Raw genomic sequence first — 19,796 nt, 5'->3', positions numbered from 1 at the left:
GTAGGAGCTGCCGCAGGCTGCGATCTTTTGATCTTGATCTTGTGGGAGCTGGCTTGCCAGCGATGGCGGCCTACGAGCCGACCACTCCCCAACTGACCGCCCCCAATCCAACTGTGGGAGCTGGCTTGCCAGCGATGGCGAGCTACGAGCCGACCCATCCCCAACTGATACACCCATTCCAATTGTGGGAGCGAGCTTGCTCGCGAAGAGGCCGTGTCAGTCAGCATTTTTGTCGCCTGTCACACCGCCATCGCGAGCAGGCTCACTCCTGCAGTTTTCAAATCCGCGGCAGGCGAATGACCGCAGTCAGGCCGCCGCCGGGTGTTTCTTGCAGGTTCAACTGGCCGCCCAATCGGTGCGCCGCCTCGCGGGCGATGGTCATGCCCAGGCCGACGCCGCCGGAGTTGCGGTTGCGTGAGCCTTCGAGGCGATAGAACGGTTCGAACACGGCTTCGCGCTGGTCTTCGGCAATGCCCGGGCCGTGGTCGATTACGCGGATCAGCAGTTGTTCGCGTTGGTCCTGCAATTCGATGCGCGCTTGGCCAGCGTAGCGCAGGGCGTTGTCCATCAGGTTGTTGATACATGAGCGCAACGCCATCGGTTGCACCTGCAGCGGTGCGCAATGGCCGCTGACCTGCACGTCGGCGCCTTGGTCCTGGGCGTTTTCGCATAACGATTCGACCAGCGCCTGCACGTCCATCAACTGCAGGGCTTCGCTGGTGCGTTGTTCATGCAGGTAGCTGAGAGTGGCGTCGAGCATGCCGATCATGTCGTTGAGGTCCTGGCGCATCTGGCCTTGCAGTTTGTCGTCGTCGATCTGTTCCAGGCGCAGTTTCAAGCGTGACAGCGGGGTGCGCAGGTCGTGGGAGACGGCGCCGAGCATGCGTGCGCGTTGCTGCACCTGTTCGCGAATGCGTTGTTGCATCAGGTTGAAGGTGTGCGCCGCTTGTCGCGCTTCACGCGGACCGGACTCGTCCAGTGGCGGGCTGTCGAGGTTTTCGCTGAGGCGTTCGGCGGCGTCGCTCAGACGCTGGATCGGTCGGCTGAGCAGTTTGGCGCCGTACCAGGCCGCGATCATCAGCGAGATGAACTGAAAGGTCAGCGGCACCAGCGGCCCGCCGAACCACGGGCGTGGCGGGCGGTGAGCGAAGCGTGGATCCGACGGTGGATGTTGGCCTTCGGCACCCTCGGCAAATTCCGGCGGCGGGGGCGGTGGCGGCGGGCCGTAATGGTGGAACCAGGCAAAGGCCAGCAAGTGCGCGAGGACGATCGCCACGAACAGCATGCCAAACAGGCGGCCGAACAGCGTGTCGAAGCGCACTCGCATCAGCCGATGTCTCTGGCGTCGAACAGGTAACCTTCACCGCGCACGGTTTTGATCAGTTGCGGGGCTTTCGGGTCGTCGCCGAGTTTTTGCCGCAGGCGCGACACCAGCAAGTCGATGCTGCGGTCGAAGGCTTCGATCGAGCGGCCACGGGCGGCGTCCAGCAGTTGTTCGCGGCTGAGCACCCGGCGCGGGCGTTCGATGAAGACCCAGAGCAGGCGAAATTCGGCGTTGGACAGCGGCACCACCAGGCCATCGTCGGCGATCAACTGACGCAGGACGCTGTTCAGGCGCCAGTTGTCGAAGCGGATGTTGGCGCGCTGTTCGCTGCGGTCGTCGCGCACCCGGCGCAGGATGGTCTGGATTCGCGCCACCAGTTCCCGGGGTTCGAACGGCTTGGCCATGTAGTCGTCAGCCCCCAGTTCCAGGCCGATGATGCGGTCGGTGGGTTCGCAACGGGCGGTGAGCATGAGGATCGGAATATCCGATTCGGCGCGCAGCCAGCGGCACAGCGACAGGCCGTCTTCGCCGGGCAGCATCAGGTCGAGCACCACCACGTCGAAATGCTCGGCCTGCATCGCCTGGCGCATGGCCGCGCCGTCGGTGACGCCGCTGGCGTGGATGTTAAAGCGCGCCAGGTAGTCGATCATCAGCTCGCGGATCGGCACGTCATCGTCGACGATCAGCGCGCGGATGCTCCAGCGCTTGTCGTCTTTGGGCTCTTCGGTCGTGGTCTGGGTGTTGTGCATGGGGCTGTTCGTCTGCCAGTAGGCCGCCAACCACAAAGATGGGCTGCGAGGTGGTGGTTTCAGCATAGGCGTCCTGCGGTGAGGCGGGAAGTGCTGATGTAAGGACGTGTTGCGGCTGGCGAGGCTAGCGTGGGTGCTTGTTGGCGGCGTGTCGGTTGTGTATCGGCTTCGACACAATCGCCTTGAAGTCTATGCTTATCACGGTTGTGGCGACGATTTTACCGATCATCGGGTGCCGCGCCGCCGCCGCTTCCGCTACAATGCGCGCCGATTTCGACTTGCCTGAGAGCCCACCCATGTCCGCCTGCCAGACTCCTATCATCGTCGCCCTGGATTTCCCCACCCGTGACGCCGCACTGAAGCTGGCCGACCAGTTGGACCCGAAAACATGCCGGGTCAAAGTGGGCAAGGAACTGTTCACCAGCTGCGCCGCGGAAATTGTCGGCACCCTGCGTGACAAAGGCTTCGAGGTGTTTCTCGACCTGAAATTCCACGACATTCCCAACACCACCGCGATGGCCGTGAAAGCCGCTGCCGAGATGGGTGTGTGGATGGTCAACGTGCATTGCTCCGGTGGTCTGCGCATGATGGCGGCCTGCCGTGAAGAACTCGACAAGCGCAGCGGCCCGCAGCCGTTGCTGATCGGCGTGACCGTGCTGACCAGCATGGAGCGCGAGGACCTGGCCGGCATCGGTCTGGACATCGAACCGCAGGAGCAGGTGCTGCGCCTGGCGGCGCTGGCCGAGAAGGCCGGGATGGACGGTCTGGTATGCTCGGCGCTGGAAGCCTCGGCATTGAAATCGGCGCACCCGTCGCTGCAACTGGTGACCCCGGGGATTCGCCCGGCGGGCAGCGCGCAGGATGATCAGCGCCGTATTCTGACCCCACGTCAGGCGCTGGATGCCGGCTCCGATTATCTGGTGATCGGCCGTCCGATCAGCCAGGCGGCGGATCCGGCCAAGGCGCTGGCGGCGGTTGTGGCCGAACTGGCCTAATCGCAGCTTGACCTTGTAGGAGCTGCCGAAGGCTCGGGCCGCGTTCGGACGATCTTTTGATCTTGCCTTTAAAAGCAAAATCAAAAGATCGCAGCCTTCGGCAGCTCCTACAGGGACTGCGATCGTTTGTTTTAAACCTTCAGCACCAACTTGCCGAAGTTCTCCCCGCTGAACAATTTCATCAGCGTCTCCGGAAAGGTCTGCAGACCTTCGACGATGTCTTCCTTGCTCTTGAGCTGCCCCTTGGCCATCCAGCCGCCCATTTCCTGCGCGGCGCTGGCGAACTGCGCGGCGTAGTCCATTACCACAAAGCCTTCCATGCGCGCACGGTTGACCAGCAATGACAGGTAGTTGGCCGGGCCTTTGACCGCTTCCTTGTTGTTGTATTGGCTGATAGCGCCGCAGATCACCACCCGTGCTTTCGGCGCCAAGCGGCTGAGCACGGCGTCAAGGATCTCGCCGCCGACATTGTCGAAATACACGTCGACGCCTTTCGGACATTCGCGCTTGAGCCCGGCCAGTACGTCTTCGTGCTTGTAATCGATGGCGCCGTCGAAGCCCAGTTCATCGATCAGGTATTTACACTTGTCGGCGCCGCCAGCGATGCCGATGACCCGGCAGCCTTTGATCTTGGCGATCTGCCCGGCCACGCTGCCCACTGCACCGGCAGCACCGGAAAGCACCACGGTGTCGCCGGCCTTCGGTGCGCCGACGTCGAGCAGCGCAAAGTAAGCGGTCATGCCAGTCATGCCCAGTGCGGACAGATACACCGGCAGCGGCGCCAGTTTCGGATCGACCTTGTAGAAACCTCTGGGCTCACCGAGGAAATAATCCTGCACGCCGAGGGCACCGTTGACGTAGTCACCTACGGCAAAACCCGGGTTGTTCGAGGCGATGACCTTGCCGACGCCCAGGGCGCGCATGACTTCGCCGATGGCTACCGGCGGGATGTACGACTTGCCTTCGTTCATCCAGCCGCGCATGGCCGGGTCGAGGGACAGGTATTCGTTCTTGACCAGAATCTGGTCCTGCCCAGGCTCGCCGACCGGTACTTCCTGATAGGTAAACGTCTCTCGGGTAGCAGCGCCCACCGGGCGTTTGGCGAGCAGAAACTGGCGATTGGTCTGGGTGGTCATGGCAGGCACTCGAACGGAATGAAGCCTTGTAGATAGACGCTCAAGGTCGATGCTGCAAGGTTGGCTGATGCGGCGAATGCGCAATGATCCAATGCAGTGATAGTCCCCCGCACGGTTTTATCACTGCGACGCATGGGCGCATAAACAGTCTTCTGATAGTGCTGACATGCGTCGAGCCCCGGTGGCTATGCTGCGGGTCTGATAATCCCTCCCGCGTTTTTCCTTCGAGGACATAACAATGAGCATGACGTTTTCCGGTCAGGTTGCCGTAGTCACTGGCGCGGCCAATGGTATTGGCCGCGCGACCGCCCAGGCGTTCGCCGCCGAAGGCCTGAAAGTGGTGGTGGCCGATCTGGATGCGGCAGGGGGCGAGGGCACGGTGGCGCTGATTCGTACAGCCGGCGGCGAAGCGACCTTCGTGCGTTGCAACGTCACCGTTGAAAGCGAAGTGAAAAATCTGATGGACGAGGTGATCAATACTTACGGCCGTCTCGACTATGCCTTCAACAATGCCGGGATTGAAATCGAGCAGGGCAAGTTGGCCGACGGCTCGATGGATGAGTTCGACGCGATCATGGGCGTCAACGTCAAAGGCGTCTGGCTGTGCATGAAGTACCAGTTGCCGCTGCTGCTGGCCCAGGGCGGCGGGGCGATCGTCAATACCGCCTCGGTGGCGGGGCTTGGGGCAGCGCCGAAGATGAGCATCTATGCGGCATCCAAGCACGCGGTGATAGGCCTGACCAAGTCGGCGGCAATCGAGTATGCGAAGAAGAAAATCCGCGTCAACGCCGTGTGCCCGGCGGTGATCGACACGGATATGTTCCGCCGCGCCTACGAGGCTGACCCGAAGAAAGGCGAGTTCGCCAACGCGATGCACCCGGTCGGGCGTATCGGCAAGGTCGAGGAAATTGCCAGCGCCGTGCTGTATCTGTGCAGTGATGGCGCGGCGTTTACCACCGGTCACTCGCTGGCGGTGGATGGCGGTGTTACCGCTTTCTGACGTCGTATCGCATGCCCTGCAGACCCGCCTTTGTGCGGGTTCTGTTATGGCGGGCGGTCAGTTCCGTGTATCCGTTAAACAATGTGTATCAAGCCGTTAGAACAGTCGCTTTTAACGGCGTTGTCGCACAGCCTGTTCGGCGCGGCTGTGATTTACTGCCTCCAGCAAAACGGACAGGAGTTTGCTTGCTCATGGAATTGAGAATTGACCGACAGGCAATGGTGCCGGTCGTGCAGCAGATCGTGGATGGAATTACCGACTGGATTGGGCGCAGTGGCGTAGCACCGAGCACGCGTTTGCCTTCCGTCAGGCAAATTGCGCGGGCCAATCTGCTCAGCCAGTCGTGCGTGGCCGAAGCCTGTGAGCGGCTGGTAGCCCAAGGCCTGCTGTGCGCACGTCAGGGGGCCGGGTTCATGGTGGCTGCCGCACCGTTGAATGCCGGAGGCTCCCACCGGTTGTCGGGTTTTGACTACGTATCGCCGGTGGGTGGCCTGCACCTGGGCGAGGGTGGCTTGCCGCAGGGCTGGCGTGAATCCGATGATCTGAGCTACGCGATCCGTCAGGTCGCCCGGACCGACATGGCCTGTCTGTTCAACTACAGCAGCCCGCTGGGTTTGCCGGCGTTGCGTGAACAGATCGTCAAGCGCCTCACATTGATCGACATCCAGGCCGATGATGATCAGGTGCTGACCACTGCGGGTGCCAGTCACGCACTGGATCTGCTGGTGCGCACACTGCTCAAGGCCGGAGACTGTGTGGTGGTGGAAAATCCGGGTTACGCGCCGTTGTTCGAATTGCTGCGTCTGCACGGTGTGCAGTTGCTGGAAGTGCGCCGCACCCCGAGCGGGCCGGACCCGCAGGCGCTGGAGGCGCTGTTGAAACAATTCCGGCCGGTGGCGATGTTCGTCAACAGTCATCACCATAATCCTACCGGTTCATGCCTGACCCCAGGGGTAGCACAACAGATCCTGCAGTTATGCAGCGCGCATGATGTGCAACTGATCGAAGATGATGTCTACGCGGATCTGCACAATGGCAACGGCGTTCGTCTGGCGGCACTGGATGAGCGGGTGATCTACGTCGGCAGTTTTTCCAAGACGCTGAGCAGTTCATTGCGGGTCGGCTTCATCTGCACCCGGCCCGCGCTGATTGTGCGTCTGGCCCGGGTCAAGATGATCAGCAGCCTGGGCGCATCGGGTTTCAATGAGGCGGTGCTCGCCAGTCTTCTGGGCAGTGGCGCGTATCGCAAGATGGTGCAGCGCCAGCGGCAACGCCTGAACACCGATCGGGTGGCCGCTTTGCAGGCACTGGAAGACGCCGACTGGGAAGTGTTCGGCAAGCCTTGTGGCGGGTTGTTCATCTGGGCCCGTGCGCCACTGAGCGATCGGGTCGGATTGCAGCGTCAGGCGCAGCGCTGCGGTGTGCAGCTTTGCCCCTCGGACGCATTCAGTCCGACCGGCGACGCCGGCGAGTGGCAGCGAATCAATGTGGCCTGTGCCTGTGATCCGCGCGCGCGACAGTTTTTTCGCAGTACCCGCGCGAATCGACCTCAAGCGTTCTGAAAACGACGCAGGCCTAGCTTTTTGCCATTATTCCGACGCCAGAGACTTGTGCTGCTCAATGGCCGTTGCGAATCTTCGTCAATAGACTTTGGCAGGGGACTACGCGCAATGATTACGGCCGTGCAAGGACGTTTTGCCAACCTCGGTATGGCGAAAAAACTGGGTATCGGATTTGTTCTGGTGCTGCTGTTGACTGCGCTTGTGGCCGCCATGGGTGTCTGGTCCCTGCAGACCATCAGCCAACGTTTCGACGGGCTGAAACAGATGTCGGCGCTCAACAGCGCTTTACTCAAGGTGCGGCTGCTGGAGCAGGACTATGCGCTGCACAGCAACCCGAAGACCGTCGATGCCTTGCACGCAGGCGTCGATGGCTTGCTGGTCCAGGCCGCGCAACTCAAGGCGCAATCCCCGGCGAATGTAGCGGTGATGAGCGATGTCGAGCAGTCCCTGGGCGCCTATCGCAAGGCGTTCGATGAATTCGTTTCGCTGACCCAGGCCAAGGATCTGGCGCTGGAAATGGCCAGTTGGTCGGTGTCCAGCGTGGCCAACAACCTCGACGTGCTGCAAGCCGGGCTGGCCGATGATGGCGCGTATACCTTGAAGGACAGCGAAGGCAAGGATGGCGCGCAGTTCATTGAGCAGGCGAGCCAGGTCAGTCAGGTGTCGCAGCTGATGCTGCAGGCCATGAACGAGGCGCGGATTCGTCTCGACCAGAGTCGCAAGGGCGATGCCGACAGCGCCGGCAAGGGCAACATCGAACAGGCCGCGCAGGCCCAGGCGCAGGCCGAGCAACTGAAAACCACGGTCAAGGATGAGGGCTATCTGACCGTCCTCAATGAAGTGTCCGGGCACATCGCCGGTTTCAACGACAAACTGGCGGAATACACCGGCTTGCTGGCCCAGGAAAAAATCGTCTACGAACAGTTGCACCTGCGTGCGGCGCAAGTCATGGAACGCGTCGATCAGGCGTACCTCGCCGAGGACGGCGCGATGCAGGCGGAGCTGAAGAAGAATTCGATGTTGATCATTGGTTCTTCAGCGCTGGCGTTGCTGGTCGGGCTGATTGCTGCGTGGGTCATTACCCGGTTGATCGTCGCGCCGTTGCGCAGTGTGATGCGGGTTGCGCAGCAGATTGCCGCCGGCGATCTCAGTGCGCGGGTCGAAGTGACCCGTCGTGATGAAATCGGCCAGTTGATGCTGGCGATGCAGCAGATGGGCGCCGGGCTGAGCACGATCGTCAGCGGTTTGCAGGCGGGGATCGAGCAATTGGCCAGTTCCGCGCAATCGCTGTCGGCGGTCACCGAGCAGACCAACCTCGAAGTCAGCAGCCAGAAGGAAGAAACCGAGCAGGTCGCCACCGCGATGAACCAGATGACCGCTACCGTACATGACGTCGCGCGCAACGCCGAGGAGGCCGCGCTGGCCGCGCAAACCGCGGATGACAAGGTCGAGAGCGGGCAGCAGGTGGTGCGTCAGAGCATGGTGCGTATCGAGCAACTGGCGGATTCGGCGACGTCCGCCAGTTCGAGCATCGAAAGCCTCAGTGCACAAATCCAGAATATCGGCACGGTGCTCGATGTGATCAAGAGCGTGGCCGAGCAGACCAATCTGCTGGCGCTCAACGCGGCGATCGAGGCGGCGCGGGCCGGGGAGCAGGGCAGGGGCTTTGCGGTGGTGGCCGATGAAGTTCGCGCACTGGCCCGGCGCACTCAGCAATCGACTGAAGAGATCGAGCGGTTGGTCAGTGCATTGCGGTCGGCGGCGCACTCGTCGGTGCAGCAGATTCAGAGCAGTGGCGAGCTGGTGAAACTGGCGGTCAGTGATGCGCTGCAGACGGAGAGTGCGCTGGGCAGTATTGCGGCGGCGGTGTCGTTGATTCAGCAGATGAATCAGCAGATTGCGGCGGCGGCCGAGGAGCAGAGTTCGGTGGCTGAGGAGATCAATCGCAGTGTGACGAGTATCCGTGCGAGTGCCGATCAGTCTTCGCTTGCGATGCGCGGGAATGCGGCTTCGAGTATTGAGCTGGCGCAGTTGGGGAGTGAGCTCAAGGGGATGGTTGGGCATTTTCGGCTTTGAGCCCTTGAACCCTTGAGCCTTGGCGGCCTTTGGGCCGACCATGTTGTGGGTTGTTTTGTGTGAATATCCGTTACTTTGGGTGTGGCGGCTGGCGGTTTCGCCCTTACGGCGAGTCACCTTTTCCAGACGCCGAAAAGGTAACCCAAAAGGCTTGCCCCAACGTTCGGCCCTCGCCGTGGCTCGGGTTCCTTCGCTCCGCGATCCATCCGGGGGCATCGCCTACGGTTTGCTTCGCTGCACCTCCTCTCGATGTGTGCGGCTGCGCCGCACGGTCGCTGCGCTCCCACCCCCGGATGCATCCCTCCACTCAGCCTGCCGACGGGGCCTACAGATCAAAAGCCGCAGCCGAGCTAACGCTCATCCTGTTGATTGGTGAAAAGCGGATGCGGTCTGCTTTGGCTTTTCTGTGGGAGCGAGCTTGCTCGCGAAGGCGGCCTGACAGCCGACCAATCCCCTACTGAACACCCCAATCCCACTGTAGGAGCGAGCCCGCTCGCGATGGCGGCCCGACAGCCGGCCAATCTGCAACTGACACACTCATTCCCACTGTGGGAGCGAGCTTGCTCGCGAAGGCGGCCGATCAACCAACCAATTTCTAACTGAATACCCTCAATCACGACAGCCCACCACCCACAAAAAAGCCACCTCGCGGTGGCTTCTTTTTATCTCTCGACCATCAGTCGTAGATCACTTTCTTTTTCCAATCCGCATCGGCTTCGACTTCTTTCAGGCCGGCAGTCAGCTGGTTTTCCTCGCCCTCGACCGGGGCAATTTTGTCCATGACCTGGGCGTTGGCGCGGGCCAGAAGTTTTTCCAGGTATTGCAGTTGTTCCGAGTAGATCTGCGGGTCCTGCTGTTTGCGCAGGTATTGCACGCCGCGTTCGAAGGCGAGGCGGGCCTGGCCTGGCTGGTTTTGTTGCAGGGATTGTTGGCCGAGGTTGTTGAAGAACTCGATGTGCAGCAGCACCAGGATATGCCGGACTTCCTTGATCCAGTGCTTGGCTTCGTTCGGTGCCAGGAAGCCGTCATGCGCGGCGCGGGTGATCTGGCCGTGCAGGGCTTCGAGCAGAAAGCGCACGTCCTTGGCCTTGGCTTCGGTCAGGATCGGTGCCGGCGGATTGTTGACCGGGATCGATTCGCCCTGGGCCACCAGGGTGCTCAGTTCGCTGATGCGTGCCTTGGTGGTGGCGCTGGTTTTTTCCAGATTCAGCAGGCGCTGGCAGACATTGAGCTCCAGGCGGGTCAGCAGCAGCTTGAGCGCCGGGGTCATGAACTGGCCGGGGAAGGTTTCGGTCAGTTCGCCGCAGCGGCGCAGGCGGTCGTTGAGTTCGACTTTGGTGCGGGCCTTCTCCAGTTTGTTGTTTTCCACCACATGGTTCATGTAGCCAATGGCGATCAGAATTGCGATCCCGGCTATGACTAGCAGGGTGATCATGAGTGGTGTCACCGGTAAGACCTCTTTATAGGGTTCGCATGCGAGTGTAGTGGCTGGGCATTGATGCGCCTAGCGTCGCTCGACGAGTTGGTTCGGCAGATGCAATCTGTATCGGCAGCGTGCTGCTTATATGAATGCTGGCGCCTGGAGTTCAGATTGCCATCACCGTGCTGCGGACTATAACGTCTTGGCGAGTGGCGGAATATAGGCGTCAAACTTTGCGCGACGGAAAAGCCCGCGTGCAGCCTGAAAGCAGGTCGAAGTCATTGATTTAAATAAATTTATATATGGGGGTTGACGATCCCTCAATCCATCCATAGAATGCGCGCCACTTGCAGCGTAAAGCACACAGCGAAACGCTTCAGGAAGTGAATGTTGTAGCGTGTCCCCTTCGTCTAGTGGCCTAGGACACCGCCCTTTCACGGCGGTAACAGGGGTTCGAGTCCCCTAGGGGACGCCAATGCGGGAATAGCTCAGTTGGTAGAGCACGACCTTGCCAAGGTCGGGGTCGCGAGTTCGAGTCTCGTTTCCCGCTCCAATTTTAAACAGCGCTGCTTTCGGGCGGAGCTGAGTGAAACCAGAACCAAGTCTTCGGACGCGGATCTGGACACCGAAACACACACCATGTGTTCCGGGTAGCGTGTCCCCTTCGTCTAGTGGCCTAGGACACCGCCCTTTCACGGCGGTAACAGGGGTTCGAGTCCCCTAGGGGACGCCATTTGCGGGAATAGCTCAGTTGGTAGAGCACGACCTTGCCAAGGTCGGGGTCGCGAGTTCGAGTCTCGTTTCCCGCTCCAAATTCAAAAAACGCCGCTCAGAAATGAGCGGCGTTTTGGTTCCATAGGGCGCTGCTTTCGGGCGGTACTCAGTGAAACCAGAACCAGGTCTTCGGATACGGTTCTGGACACCGAAACACACACCATGTGTTCCGGGTAGCGTGTCCCCTTCGTCTAGTGGCCTAGGACACCGCCCTTTCACGGCGGTAACAGGGGTTCGAGTCCCCTAGGGGACGCCATTGCGGGAATAGCTCAGTTGGTAGAGCACGACCTTGCCAAGGTCGGGGTCGCGAGTTCGAGTCTCGTTTCCCGCTCCAATTTCACAAAAACGCCGATCAGTGATGATCGGCGTTTTTGTTTGTGCAGCATTTGTTGCGCAACAAAAAAGGACCGGAGGTCCTTTTTCGTTTTCAGGTCAGGCCCGCTGGATCAGCGGGCCTGTGCCCCATCAGAGCTTCGGCAGTTGGCCGACACGGCCCATCATTTCGGTGACGATCTGCAGATCCAGCAGGAACTGGTCAACCGTCTTGAATTCACCGTCGGTGTGACCGGTGTATTTCACTTCAGGCCGGGCTAGGCCGAATTGCACGCCGTTCGGCAGTTCGTGCACCGAGGTCGCACCGGCCGAAGTACCGAACTCGTGCTTCATGCCCAGGTTCTCGCTGGCCACCGCCAGCAGCGCCTTGACCCACTCGCCTTCAGGATTGCGGTACATCGGTTCGGCGATCGAGTAGGTGAAGTTCACGGCAACCTTGGATTTCTTGCTCCAGGCGGCAAGCTTGTCAGCGATTTCCTTCTTCAGCACTTCCGGGGACTTGCCCTTCGGCACGCGCAGGTTGACCGCCAGTTTGAAGGCTTTGTCGTCCACGCCAACGTAGGTCAGCGAAGTGGTCAGCGGGCCCATGAACGAATCCGAGAAGCCGACGCCGAGTTTTTTCCCCAGATAATCCAGGCCCCAGTTGGTGGATGCATAACGCGCCGCGTCGGTGATCTGGTTATGCTTGAGCGCGACTTTGCCGTCGAGGCTGTTGATGAAGTCGAGCATCCGCGCGACCGGGTTGACCCCGGACTCCGGTTCGGAGGAGTGCGCGGACACCCCAGTGATGCTCAGCTTGACGTCCTTGCCGTCAACCTTGGCCGCGACTTCGAAGTTGCCGCCGTGTTTTTTCGCGTAGTCGTTGCCGGCTTTCTGCAGGCTCGCCGCCAGTTGCTCAGGCTTGTCGGTGACAAGCGTTGCTACCGAAACCGATGGAATCTGGTTGGTCGCCAGACCGCCGGTCATCGAGATGATTTCCGCGCCGCTGCCTTCAGCCTTGCGCAGCGGGAAGTTGGCCATGACCGTGCCATAGCCTTTCTCGGCGATGACCACCGGGTAGCCGCCATCCAGCGCCATGTTGTAGTTCGGCGTCGGGTTGTGTTCGAAGTAATACGGAATCGCGTCGCCGCTGGTTTCTTCGGTGGTGTCGACCAGCAGCTTGAAGTTGCGTGCCAGGGGCAGCTGTTCTTCCTTGATCACTTTCATCGCGTACAGAGCGACGACGATACCGTTCTTGTCGTCTTCAGTGCCGCGACCGTACATGCGATCGCCGATCAGCGTGACTTTGAACGGATCAAGTTTGGTGCCGTCTTTCAGCACCCAGTTTTCCGGAGTCACCGGCACCACGTCGGCATGCGCGTGAATGCCCACGACTTCCTCGCCTTTGCCGTCGAGGGAAATTTCGTAAACACGGTTGTCGATGTTGCGGAACTTCAGGTTGAACGATTCGGCGAGGTTCTTGATCTTTTCGGCGATCTTGATGAACTCGGGATTGTCGTGCTGGGCCACGCCTTCTTTCTGGAACGTCGGGATCTCCACCAGCTCGCGCAAGGTTTCCAGCGCGGCCTTGCCGTACTTCACACGGGTGTAGATGCCCAGCAGGCGATAGATCTCGTTCTGCTGTTCGACGCTAGGAGTCTTGTTGTCGAGAAAGGCGTTGATCGCCGGGCCGAGATTGTCGGCTTTGCCCAGGTCGCTCTTGCCTACCGCGCCGAGAAACTGGCGGAAGTCGGTGACGCTCGCCGCATCGAAGCTTTTGAGGATCGCCGCGCTCTGTTGCGGGGTGATGTTAGCCTGCGCAGGCAGGGTGAACGCGGTAAAACTGGCCAGAACCAGGCTGGCAGTGGCCAGGCGCTTGAGAGAATAATTCATTGCAGTGGGCATTCCTTTGCAGGCAGTTAAGAAGGAAGTGTTTGAAAGTTGAAACAATTCTTTTCCAAACTAACACCGTGAAGGTGTGGAAGGGCAGCCCCTGAAGTGGGATCCGTCGCACAGAAATGCAAAAGCGGCGCACAAATGAAAAAGGCCCGATCAGTGTTCAACTGGTCGGGCCTTTTGTGTGAGCGCGGGTTTTACATCGACAGTACCAGCCTGCCAGCGAACAGAATCAGGATCACCCCCATGCTGCGCTCGAACCAATGACCCATGCGCATGAACAGGTTACGCACCCGGCTGCTGGAGAAAAACAGCGCGACGATCACAAACCACAGCGCGTTGACGAAGCACATCCACACCCCGTACAGCGCCTGGATGTTCAGTGGCGTGCTGGCACTGATAATCGTGGTGAAGATCGCCAGGAAAAACAGCGTCGCCTTGGGGTTGGTGGCATTGGTCAGAAATCCGGTACTGAAAGCTTTGAACAGCGACTGCTCGACCAGAGGTTCGTCGCTGGTTTTCTCGCCCTCAAGTGTGGTTTTCGGCTTGCTGCGAATCAGACTGATGCCGAGGTAAAAGATATAGGCGCCGCCGACGACTTTGGCCACGGTCAGCAACCACGGTGTGGTGTGCATCAGGGCGCCAACGCCGAGTAACGTGTAGAGAACATGCACGGAAATGCCGGCGCCGATGCCCAGCGCCGTGCAAATGCCCACCAGTCGGCCAAAGCGCACACTCTGGCGGATGGTCACGGCGAAGTCCGGGCCGGGCGCAACCACGGCCAGAAAGTGGATGGTGGCCAGTGCCAGAAATTCGCCCAGGTAGTTGGATAACATCTCAGCTCCAGAAGGTCAGGGGGGAAGCATTGCCGCGATAGCCGACAAAAAAGGACAGGCTCAATCGCGGATTTTCCACGCCCGGGGTCACCGAATGCATGCAGCGCGAATTGAACATGATGAAATCGCCTGGCTCTGGCCGTACTTCAAGCGTCGGCGGGCCGAGCAACGCCGGGTCGATGCCGTAGCTGTCGCCGCGCATTTCGTCGAACTGATCGGGGCTGATGTCGGCGTCCCACATCTGCAGCGCACCGCCCTCGGTCGGCATGTTCAGGTACACGTTGCAGGCGAACTGTGCTTCGAGGCTGCGCGCCTGAAAGCTGTCCGGGGCGTCCTTGGCGAAAATGTCGTGATGGGCAAGAAAGCACACGCCGGGCTTGACCACCCGCGACAGGCCGACATACATCTTGCGGCCATAGAGGTTTTCCAGATGCGCGCCGGCGGGCCAGGACTCATCAAGCATGCAACGCAGGGTGTCGATCGGTGAGGAGTAGGGCGCACAACGTTCGCGCAGTTCGGCGATGTTGCGGCTGGCGCGTTCGAAGTAGTCCTCGATCAGTAATGGCTGGTTTTCCGCTTCGTAAAACGCCATGCCGATGCGGCCGATACTCGGCGCGTTGATGTAGCCCTCGAAGCCCGGAGCAAGAATCTTGTCGCCAAGCTGGATCGCTTGCGGTTCGGACAAGAAGCCTTTGACGCGAATGGCGAGGACTTCTTCGTTGGCCAGTTTTTTTATGCACGTCTCATCAAGACGCTCGACGTCTAGCATCATTTGTTTTTAGGTCCATCTATCGATAGTCAACGGAACCGGCGAGTGCGGTTCCCCGGCGCCGGACGCTGCGCAAGGCAACGTCCGAGATGCTCAATCCACGCTGTAATGCACGGATAACGTGCCTTTCTTCTGTGAAAGCGCGGCGATCGTGACTGTGCCCAAATCCTTCAGGCTACGTACATGGGTGCCGCCGCAGCCGTAGGCGGGCAATTCGCCAAAGCTGATTTCCCGCGCGCCTTCACGCAGCGAGGTCAGGCGGGGCAGATCGTGTTCGATCCACTGATTGATGCCGTATTGAACTGTTTGCGCATCGACATCCTGCGCGGCATCGCCCGGTTTGAACTGCACCCGGCCTTCGTCTGGCCAGTGGTGCGCCTTGATCGGCGTCCAGCCCATGGCCTGCACAAGGTGCCCGATCAAGTGCCCGGCCGAATGCATGCGGGTGTTGTAGCGACGACGTTGTTCATCGACGACGATGCAGGTCATGCCGGGTTCCACCGGGTGATCGACGTAATGCACGATCCGATCCGGTTCCTGCACCACGCGCAGCACCTGGCTGTCGCCGATCAGCCCGGTATCGCATGGCTGACCACCCCCCTGCGGATGAAACAGAGTGGCGCGCAGCACCACGGCGAATTCGTTCTCGTGGGGCGTACAGTCGAGGACTTCCACATTAGCCTTGAGGTCATCACTATGGAAAAAGAGGCGAAGCGTCATATTCCATGCCCTTATTAAAGTGTCTTTTTTTATTATATGAATCGTGCAATAACGTGATAATCCGTTCAAACATCAAAGGACTTGTGCGCTGTGAGCATCAATCTTCCGCTGCCACTGCTCGGTGAAATGGCGATCTTCGTCAAGGTTGTGGAGACCGGCAGTTTCTCCGAGGCAGCCCGCCAACTGGGATCGTCACCGTCGGCGATCAGTCGCAGCATTTCTCGCCTGGAAAAAGCCCTGGCCACGCGTTTGCTGCAGCGCACCACACGCAAACTGCGCTTGAGCGACGGCGGTGAAGAGGTGTTCAAGCGCTGCCAGGAGATGGTCAGCGCCGCCAAGTCAGTGATGGAGATCAGCGGCCAATTCACCCATGAGGCGGAAGGGCTGGTGCGGGTCAGCGTGCCGAAAGCGGTCGGGCGCTTCGTGATTCATCCGCACATGCCCGAGTTTCTGCGGCGCTATCCCAAGGTCGATGTCGAGTTGCTGCTGGAAGATCGGCAGGTGGATTTGATCGACGATCATGTCGATCTGGCGATTCGCATCACTGATCGTCCGCCGGCAGGCCTGGTCGGGCGTCAGTTGCTGACCATCGACCATCTGCTCTGCGCCACCCCGCAATACCTCGCCGAACACGGCACGCCGACGCATCCGCATGACCTGCTCAATCACAGCTGTATTTATCTGGGAGAAACCCCGAGCGACGCGCGCTGGAAATTCAAGCAGGGCAGCAAAGCGGTGACCGTTGGTGTCCGTGGTCGTTATGCCGCCAACCATACCGGCGTGCGCCTGGGCGCAGTGTTGCAGCACATCGGCATCGGCAGTCTGCCGTACTTCACGGCACGTTATGCGCTGGAGCAGAAGCTGATCGTGCAGGTGCTGCCGGAGTGGACGTTCCTGGCTTCGTACCACGGTGGTCTGTGGTTGCTGCATTCGCCGACGCGTTATCTGCCGCCGAAACTGCGGGTGTTCATCGACTATCTGGTGGAGTGCCTGGAGCGGGAGCCGACATTGAGCAAGCCGGGCAAGGCGGGTGCGCCGAACAATCTGGCGCTGGCGTATGAGTTACCGGAGAGTGAGGGATTGTTGTAGCGCAGAAGCAAAAGATCGCTGCCTGCGGCAGCTCCTACACAGATCTCATGTAGGAGCTGCCGCAGGCAGCGATCTTTTGATCTTCAAACCATAAATCAGTGCTTGCTGTCCTGCGCCGACATCGCCAGCAACCGCTTTTCCTGATTCCAGTCGAACGGTTCGTCGTTCTGTTCGGCTTCGTAGCGACGTTCTTCCAGAGCCTGATACAGATCGATTTCTTCATCCGACAGGTAGTGCAGGCAGTCGCCAGCGAAGAACCACAGCAGATCCCGCGGGATCAGGTGGGCAATTTGCGGGTAACGGCTAATCACCTGAGTCAGGATGTCCTGGCCCAGGTACTGGCTTTCGATCGGATCGATCGGCAGGGACGCCAGCAGTTCATCGAAGCGCTCGAGGAACAAGGCATGGCTTTCTTCGGGAACCTGTTCGGCCTCACCTACGGCGACCAGAATACTGCGCAGATGGTCGAGCAAAACCAGATGATCGGCAACGACGTTGGACACGAGATAAGTCCTCAAGAGCAAAACGGGCGCGGGAGTATAAAGCCCTCGCGCCGGTTTTTCACAAATAAACAGCTACACGGTAATCAGGCTCAGCGAACCTTGCCTTCTGCCTGCTGCAACTCTTCCTTGTCGAAATCATCCACGTCGATCACCTTGCGCCGTGCTGCTTCTGCATCACGCAGGGTCTGTGCTTCCTGCGGTTGCAAGACCCCGGCCTCCAGTGCGGCATCGATGGCGTGTTCGCCTGCCACCGGTTTGACCTGACCGCTCTTGAGCGAGGTGTGCAGTTTCTTGTGCAGCGGTTGCGCGGCACTCAACAGGTCGCTGGCATGTTGCAGGGCACCGACGGCATCGTCGGCAGACTGCGGGCGATAGCAACCGGCGAGCAGTTCTTCGAGGGTCGGATCGCCTTTGGCGCGGCCGATTACCGCTGCCACTTCGGCGCCGAGTTTGTCCGACGGACCTTTGTGGCGCCGGCCGAACGGGAACACGATCACTCGCAGCAGGCAGCCGAACACTTTGTTCGGGAAGTTGCTCAGCAGCTCATCCAGCGCCCGCTCCGATTGGCCGAGGCTTTCTTCCATGGCCCAGCGCAGCAGCGGTTCCATGTGCGCCGGCGAATCCAGGTCGTGATAACGCTTGAGCGCGGCGGAGGCCAGATACAGGTTGCTCAGCACATCGCCGAGACGCGCCGACAGGCGTTCGCGGCGTTTCAGTTCGCCGCCCAGCAGCATCATGCTGAAGTCGGCGAGCATGGCGAAGGCGGCGGCCTGGCGGTTGAGTGCGCGGAAGTAGCCCTGACTGATCTTGTCCCCGGGCGCATGCTCGAAGTGACCGAGACCGAGGTTCAGCACCAGGGTGCTGGCGGCGTTGCTCACGGCAAAGCCGATGTGCTTGAGCAGCAGACCGTCGAACTCTTTCAGCGCCTGGTCCTTGTCCTCGCGTCCTGCGAGGGCCATTTCCTTGAGTACGAACGGATGGCAACGAATGGCGCCTTGGCCGAAGATCATCAGGTTGCGCGAGAGGATGTTCGCGCCTTCCACGGTGATGAAGATCGGTGCACCGTTCCAGCTGCGCCCGAGGTAATTGTTCGGGCCCATGATGATCGCCTTGCCGCCGTGCACGTCCATGGCGTGGGTGATGCATTCGCGGCCGCGTTCGGTCAGGTGGTACTTAAGGATCGCCGACAGCACCGAGGGCTTCTCGCCCAGATCCACCGCGTTGGCGGTAAGCATGCGTGCGGCATCCATCATCCAGGCGTTGCCGCCGATCCGCGCCATGGCTTCCTGAATGCCTTCGAAAGCCGACAGCGGTACGTTGAATTGCTCGCGGATCTGCGCGTACTGACCGGTCACCAGACTGGTGAACTTGGCCGCGCCGGTGCCGACTGCCGGCAGCGAAATCGAACGCCCGACCGACAGGCAGTTCATCAGCATCATCCAGCCCTTGCCGAGCATTTCCTGGCCACCGATGAGGTAGTCCAGCGGGACGAACACGTCTTTGCCCGAGTTCGGGCCGTTCATGAACGCGGCACCCAGCGGCAAGTGTCGACGGCCGATTTCCACGCCCGGGGTATCGGTGGGGATCAGCGCCAGACTGATACCGAGGTCATCCTTGTCGCCCAGCAGGTGCTCCGGGTCGTAGGCCTTGAAGGCCAGGCCAAGCAGGGTCGCCACCGGGCCGAGGGTGATGTAGCGTTTTTCCCAGTTCAGGCGCAGACCGATGACTTCCTCACCTTGCCATTGGCCCTTGCAGATGATCCCGATGTCCGGCATGGCGCCGGCGTCGGAACCGGCCAGTGGCCCGGTGAGGGCGAAGCACGGAATGTCGTCGCCACGGGCCAGTCGCGGCAGGTAGTGATTGCGTTGTTCGTCGGTGCCGTAATGCAGCAGCAGTTCGGCCGGGCCGAGAGAGTTGGGCACCATCACGGTGGAGGCGAGGTCGCCGCTGCGGGTGGCGAGTTTCATCGCCACTTGCGAGTGGGCATAGGCAGAAAAGCCCTTGCCGCCGAATTCCTTGGGAATGATCAGGGCGAAGAAACCGTGTTCCTTGATGTGGCTCCAGGCTTGCGGCGGCAGGTCCATCGACTGGCCGATCTGCCAGTCACTGACCATGGCGCAGAGCTCTTCGGTCGGGCCGTCGATAAAGGCCTGTTCCTCTTCGCTCAGTTGTACCTTGGGATAGGACAGCAGCTTGTCCCAGTCCGGACGGCCGCTGAACAGCTCGCCATCCCACCACACGGTGCCGGCATCGATTGCGTCGCGTTCGGTCTGCGACATCGGCGGCAGGGTTTTCTGGAACCAGTTGAACAGCGGCGCGGTGAAGTGTTTGCGGCGCAGGTCAGGCAACAGCAACGGTGCGGCAACTGCCGCAAGCACCACCCACAACACCAGCAGCAACCAGCCCGGGGCGTGGCTGAAAATCCCCATCGTCAACAGGTAGATGGCGACGATGCCCATCGCGGGCAACGGGGCGATGCGACGGTGGGCGAGGTACGCCACACCGACGATCAGAATCAGTATCCACAACAACAGCATAGGTAATCCTCCGTGAACCAGGGCAAACCGACCCTCCAGAGCTTAGACCGCATCTGTAGAACGGGTGGTCAGAACAAGGTGATTGAACTCGTGGGAAA

Annotated in this window: 15 protein-coding genes, 6 tRNA genes and 1 pseudogene; 12 read left to right on the top strand and 10 right to left on the bottom strand. The window is 60.4% G+C overall.

The features are described from left to right. Nucleotides 1-277 precede the first annotated feature (277 nt). Together ACXR0M_RS25020 and ACXR0M_RS25015 are read right to left on the bottom strand one after the other, a co-directional pair. Nucleotides 278-1,327: an ATP-binding protein gene (locus tag ACXR0M_RS25020; protein WP_458834311.1), complete on the bottom strand. Its 1,050-nt coding sequence runs from the start codon at nt 1,325-1,327 to the stop codon at nt 278-280. Continuing rightward, a complete protein-coding gene (locus tag ACXR0M_RS25015; protein WP_458834310.1) occupies nt 1,327-2,073 on the bottom strand; it encodes a response regulator in 747 nt (248 codons plus the stop codon). The genes ACXR0M_RS25020 and ACXR0M_RS25015 overlap by 1 nt, the downstream gene beginning before the upstream one ends. 296 nt (nt 2,074-2,369) lie before the next feature. Between ACXR0M_RS25015 and pyrF the strand changes: the two genes are divergently transcribed. After that, entirely contained in the window at nt 2,370-3,068 is a 699-nt protein-coding gene (gene pyrF, locus ACXR0M_RS25010; protein WP_458834309.1) for an orotidine-5'-phosphate decarboxylase, read from the top strand. A 131-nt stretch (nt 3,069-3,199) separates the two neighbouring features. Here the strand turns inward: pyrF and ACXR0M_RS25005 are convergent, their stop codons facing one another. Then, the gene (locus tag ACXR0M_RS25005; protein WP_458834308.1) at nt 3,200-4,204 is read right to left on the bottom strand and encodes an NADP-dependent oxidoreductase; all 1,005 of its coding nucleotides are present in this window, start codon (nt 4,202-4,204) and stop codon (nt 3,200-3,202) included. A gap of 238 nt (nt 4,205-4,442) precedes the next feature. On the opposite strand from ACXR0M_RS25005, the gene ACXR0M_RS25000 reads away from it, so the two are divergent. The 4 genes and pseudogenes from ACXR0M_RS25000 to ACXR0M_RS24985 all read left to right on the top strand — a co-directional run bounded on the left by ACXR0M_RS25000 (nt 4,443) and on the right by ACXR0M_RS24985 (nt 8,842). Then, a complete protein-coding gene (locus ACXR0M_RS25000; RefSeq protein WP_041073750.1) occupies nt 4,443-5,204 on the top strand; it encodes an SDR family oxidoreductase in 762 nt (253 codons plus the stop codon). A 191-nt stretch (nt 5,205-5,395) separates the two neighbouring features. Continuing rightward, complete coding sequence (locus ACXR0M_RS24995; RefSeq protein WP_458834307.1) at nt 5,396-6,766, top strand: aminotransferase-like domain-containing protein; 1,371 nt, start codon at nt 5,396-5,398, stop codon at nt 6,764-6,766. A gap of 108 nt (nt 6,767-6,874) precedes the next feature. Then, nucleotides 6,875-7,981 (top strand): annotated as a pseudogene (locus ACXR0M_RS24990) (HAMP domain-containing protein); the annotation flags it as partial. Then, on the top strand, nt 7,961-8,842 hold the full coding sequence (locus ACXR0M_RS24985; RefSeq protein WP_458834312.1) for a methyl-accepting chemotaxis protein: 882 nt from the start codon (nt 7,961-7,963) through the stop codon (nt 8,840-8,842). The pseudogene ACXR0M_RS24990 and the gene ACXR0M_RS24985, both read left to right, overlap by 21 nt. A 676-nt stretch (nt 8,843-9,518) precedes the next feature. On the opposite strand, the gene ACXR0M_RS24980 is transcribed toward ACXR0M_RS24985, so the two are convergent. Then, complete coding sequence (locus tag ACXR0M_RS24980; protein ID WP_458834306.1) at nt 9,519-10,277, bottom strand: hypothetical protein; 759 nt, start codon at nt 10,275-10,277, stop codon at nt 9,519-9,521. 384 nt (nt 10,278-10,661) lie between these two features. On the opposite strand from ACXR0M_RS24980, the gene ACXR0M_RS24975 reads away from it, so the two are divergent. The 6 genes from ACXR0M_RS24975 (at nt 10,662) to ACXR0M_RS24950 (ending at nt 11,370) form a co-directional block, all read left to right on the top strand. After that, nucleotides 10,662-10,737 (top strand) — tRNA-Glu (locus ACXR0M_RS24975). Between the two features lie 2 nt (nt 10,738-10,739). After that, nucleotides 10,740-10,815 (top strand) — tRNA-Gly (locus tag ACXR0M_RS24970). Nucleotides 10,816-10,919: 104 nt separating this feature from the next. Further along, nucleotides 10,920-10,995 (top strand) — tRNA-Glu (locus tag ACXR0M_RS24965). Nucleotides 10,996-10,998: 3 nt separating this feature from the next. Further along, a tRNA-Gly gene (locus ACXR0M_RS24960) sits at nt 10,999-11,074 on the top strand. A gap of 142 nt (nt 11,075-11,216) precedes the next feature. Then, nucleotides 11,217-11,292: transfer RNA gene (locus tag ACXR0M_RS24955), tRNA-Glu, on the top strand. A 2-nt stretch (nt 11,293-11,294) separates the two neighbouring features. Then, a tRNA-Gly gene (locus ACXR0M_RS24950) sits at nt 11,295-11,370 on the top strand. A gap of 131 nt (nt 11,371-11,501) precedes the next feature. On the opposite strand, the gene ACXR0M_RS24945 is transcribed toward ACXR0M_RS24950, so the two are convergent. From ACXR0M_RS24945 to ACXR0M_RS24930, 4 genes are all read right to left on the bottom strand, one after another. Then, nucleotides 11,502-13,241: a dipeptidase gene (locus tag ACXR0M_RS24945; protein WP_458834305.1), complete on the bottom strand. Its 1,740-nt coding sequence runs from the start codon at nt 13,239-13,241 to the stop codon at nt 11,502-11,504. A gap of 200 nt (nt 13,242-13,441) precedes the next feature. After that, nucleotides 13,442-14,080, bottom strand: coding sequence for a LysE family translocator (locus tag ACXR0M_RS24940; protein ID WP_458834304.1), 639 nt, complete (start codon nt 14,078-14,080; stop codon nt 13,442-13,444). Between the two features lies 1 nt (nt 14,081). Next, a complete protein-coding gene (locus tag ACXR0M_RS24935; RefSeq protein ID WP_458834303.1) occupies nt 14,082-14,852 on the bottom strand; it encodes a 2OG-Fe(II) oxygenase in 771 nt (256 codons plus the stop codon). A 90-nt stretch (nt 14,853-14,942) separates the two neighbouring features. Then, nucleotides 14,943-15,569, bottom strand: coding sequence for an alanyl-tRNA editing protein (locus ACXR0M_RS24930; RefSeq protein ID WP_458834302.1), 627 nt, complete (start codon nt 15,567-15,569; stop codon nt 14,943-14,945). A 90-nt stretch (nt 15,570-15,659) separates the two neighbouring features. On the opposite strand from ACXR0M_RS24930, the gene ACXR0M_RS24925 reads away from it, so the two are divergent. Continuing rightward, nucleotides 15,660-16,658 (top strand): LysR family transcriptional regulator, encoded by a 999-nt coding sequence (locus ACXR0M_RS24925; protein ID WP_458834301.1) that lies wholly within the window; start codon nt 15,660-15,662, stop codon nt 16,656-16,658. Between the two features lie 95 nt (nt 16,659-16,753). Here ACXR0M_RS24925 and ACXR0M_RS24920 read toward each other — a convergent pair whose 3' ends face one another. Continuing rightward, a complete protein-coding gene (locus ACXR0M_RS24920) occupies nt 16,754-17,161 on the bottom strand; it encodes a PA2817 family protein (protein ID WP_458834300.1) in 408 nt (135 codons plus the stop codon). 89 nt (nt 17,162-17,250) lie between these two features. Continuing rightward, nucleotides 17,251-19,698 (bottom strand): acyl-CoA dehydrogenase, encoded by a 2,448-nt coding sequence (locus ACXR0M_RS24915; RefSeq protein WP_458834299.1) that lies wholly within the window; start codon nt 19,696-19,698, stop codon nt 17,251-17,253. Between the last annotated feature and the right edge of the window lie 98 nt (nt 19,699-19,796).

The organism is Pseudomonas sp. Eth.TT006 (assembly GCF_054456575.1).
The sequence above is the reverse complement of the archived record's forward strand: the minus strand, read 5'-3'. Positions and strand labels throughout refer to the sequence as shown.